3 protein-coding genes are annotated in these 2,754 nt (G+C 75.8%); all 3 read right to left on the minus strand.

Annotated elements, in window-relative coordinates:
• Nucleotides 1-1,055: serine/threonine-protein kinase (locus tag ACW0Q9_RS30085; protein WP_456187083.1), on the minus strand; the 1,055-nt coding region annotated here is incomplete at its 3' end.
• Between the two features lie 239 nt (nt 1,056-1,294).
• Nucleotides 1,295-1,795: a hypothetical protein gene (locus tag ACW0Q9_RS30090; RefSeq protein WP_456187085.1), complete on the minus strand. Its 501-nt coding sequence runs from the start codon at nt 1,793-1,795 to the stop codon at nt 1,295-1,297.
• Nucleotides 1,796-1,812: 17 nt separating this feature from the next.
• Complete coding sequence (locus ACW0Q9_RS30095; protein WP_456187087.1) at nt 1,813-2,607, minus strand: hypothetical protein; 795 nt, start codon at nt 2,605-2,607, stop codon at nt 1,813-1,815.
• Nucleotides 2,608-2,754 lie beyond the last annotated feature (147 nt).

A 2,754-nucleotide genomic window follows, 5' to 3' on the forward strand; every position in this document is an offset into this window, starting at 1 on the left:
CCGCCGGCGGCGGGTTCGTCGTTGGCGGCGTAGCTGTAGCCGGCGCCGCCCGCCACGAGGGCCGCGACGAGGGCGCCGCCGGCCAGCGCCGTCCGGGTACGCCCCCGGCGGAACCGGCCGCGGCGCCCCGCGGTCGCGCCGAGCGTGGTGCTGGCGAGGCTGGTGGCGCCGCCCGCGCCGTCGGGGAACGGCCAGAGCGCGGCGAGCAGGGCGGCCCGGCGGGCCAGCTCGCGCAGCCCCCGTTCCTCCCACTCCCCGCCGTATCCGGCGCCGGCCACCCGTTCGAGGAGCTCCAGGAAGACCTGGGCGGGCTGGGGCCGCTCGTCGGGGCGCTTGGCCATGCCGTGCCGCAGCAGCTCGTGCACCGGCGCCGGGGCGGGGTCGGTCGGGATCGGCGCGGAGGCGTGCTGCTCGCGCAGGGCGAGCAGGTCCATCCCCTGGTACGGCGGCCGGCCGGTGAGGCACTCGAAGAAGGTGGCGGTGGCCGCGTAGATGTCGCAGGCCGGGCTGGCCGGCGCCCCGGTCCACTGCTCGGGGGCCATGTAGCGGGGCGTGCCGGAGACGGTGGTGTCGGAGCCCTGACCGACCGGCATGGCGATGCCGAAGTCGGCGAGCTTGCTCAGCCCGTCCCCGGTGACCAGCACGTTCTCCGGCTTGTAGTCCCGGTGCACCACGCCGCGGGCGTGGGCGGCGGCGAGCCCGGCGAGCGACCCCTTCAGCACGCAGAGCGCCGCCTCGGGGGTGGTCGGGCCGTGCGCGCGCAGCATCTGGCGCAGCGAGACCCCGTTGACCAGCTCCATCACGATGGCCGCGCCGTGCGGGGACTCGACGTACTCGTAGAGCCGGCTGACGTGCCGGTCGTCGATCTCGCCGAGCAGCCGGGCCTCCTCGCGGAAGGCGGTCCGGAAGGAGGAGTCCGCGCCGATGTCGCGCACCAGGTACTTGATGGCGACCGGGGTGCCGGTGGCGTCGTGGGTGGCGAGCACGACGCTGCCCGACGCACCGGCGCCGAGCCGACGGACCGGCGTGTAGCCGGACAGCTGCCAGCCGCTCATGCGACGAACTCCACGGCGTTCCAGGGGCGGGTGTCGGCCTCCGCCTCGCTGGTCATTCTGGTCGCGCCGGGCCCGTCGGCCATCGGCGCAACGGGTGCTTCCGGGCGCCGGACGGCGACCCCGGACCCGGGGTGCCGGCCGGGTCCGGGGTCGGTCGCGCGCGGGCCGGGCGGGTCGGCCGGCGGATGGTCGGTTACGGACACACCGCCACAGCTAGCAGACGCCGGCAAGCCCAGCGGTCAGATGGCGGTGGCCTGGGAGACCTTCCACTCGCCGTCTACCGGGACCAGGGTGAGCACCACCCGGTTCTGGTCCACCTTCTCCCCCGCCGTGGTCACGTTGCGCCGGTACTGGTTGAGGTAGAGCAGCAGCTCCACCCGGTCCGGCTCGGCGCTGACCACACCGGTGGCGGAGACCTCGGCGAGCACCACGGCCTGCTGTTTCGTGGCGGTCGTCTTCAGCGCCGTGGTGGTCTGGGCGTACTCGTCGGCGAACGCGCCGGTGGCGAAGGTGCGGCCGTTGGCGACGCTGTCGTCGAAGGTGCGGTAGTCGTACGAGAAGAGGGCCTTGGCGGCGGCCGGCGCGGTGGCCAGTGCCTGGCGGACGGCCTGGTCGCGCTGGCCGGCGCGGCGGTCGGCGGTCCAGCCGGCCACCGCCACGGCGACGGCCAGCAGCAGCGCGACGACGAGCAGCGGCACGGGCCGCAGCCGGGGTCGACGCAGGACGGTCGGTACGCGCATCGGTCTCCTCCTGTCGGTCATCCGACGAACTGCAGCTTGGTGACCAGCCAGTCCCCCGAGTCGCGGTCCCGGACCAGGTCGAGCTGGATCCGGTAGTGCGACGGCCGTCCGTCGGGCGCCTTGACGTTGCGGACGGTGGCGTCGACCGCGACCAGCACCACGGCGCGTTGCCGGTCGCCGGAGACGAGCCCGGCGCGCAGCACGCTGCCCTGCGACTGGACCTTGTTCTCCACCACCGCGGCGCGGACCTGCGCCTGGCCCCGGGTGAACTCGTCCTTGAAGTCGCCGGTGGCGCCGGCGGTGATCCGGCTCAGGTCCCGGTCGACACTGGCCGCGCTGACCGAGACGAAGTTGACGGCGGCCTGCCGGGCGGCCGCCACGGCCTCCCGGCGGGCCTGGTCGGTGGCCCGGTCGACGTACCAGCGGTGGCCCTGCACGCCGGCCCCGGCCAGGGCGGCGGCGAGCAGCACCACGAGCAGCGCGGTGAGCGCCCGGGCCCGGCGGGGCGGGGCGGTGCCGGCCGGCTCGGCGGCGGCGTCGCGCTCGGCGGGCTCCGGCTCGGGATCGGGCAGGTCCTCGACCTCGGCCGGGTCGCCGACGACGGTGAGGTCGCCGGCCTCGGTCGGGTCCTCGACGGGTTCCCGGTCGAGCCGTTCCAGCACCCGTTCGATCGGCTCCGCGGGTGCGGGGACCGCGCGGTTGACCAGGCGGCGGCGCGGTGGCGTCGGGCCGCCGGTCTTCGCGCCCTTGATGACCTTCAACGTGGTGTTCCTACGGCTGGGCACCGCCACCTCCTCGGGTACGCCGGTCACGGGGTCACCCCGGCGAGCAAGAGCTGTTTCCAGGACTGGGCGCCGGCGGTGCGGTACTGGCCGCCGGTGCCGCCGAACTGCAACGGGCGGCCGTCGGCGCCGAGCACCAGCCCGGTCGCCGGGTCGTACCCGGGGTCGCCGCCCCGG

The sequence above is a fragment of the Micromonospora sp. I033 genome, assembly GCF_053890995.1.

Bases quoted from the DNA above. Each gene is read 5' to 3' on its own strand.
- ACW0Q9_RS30090 (WP_456187085.1), bottom strand. From the start codon at position 1,795: ATGCGCGTACCGACCGTCCTGCGTCGACCCCGGCTGCGGCCCGTGCCG.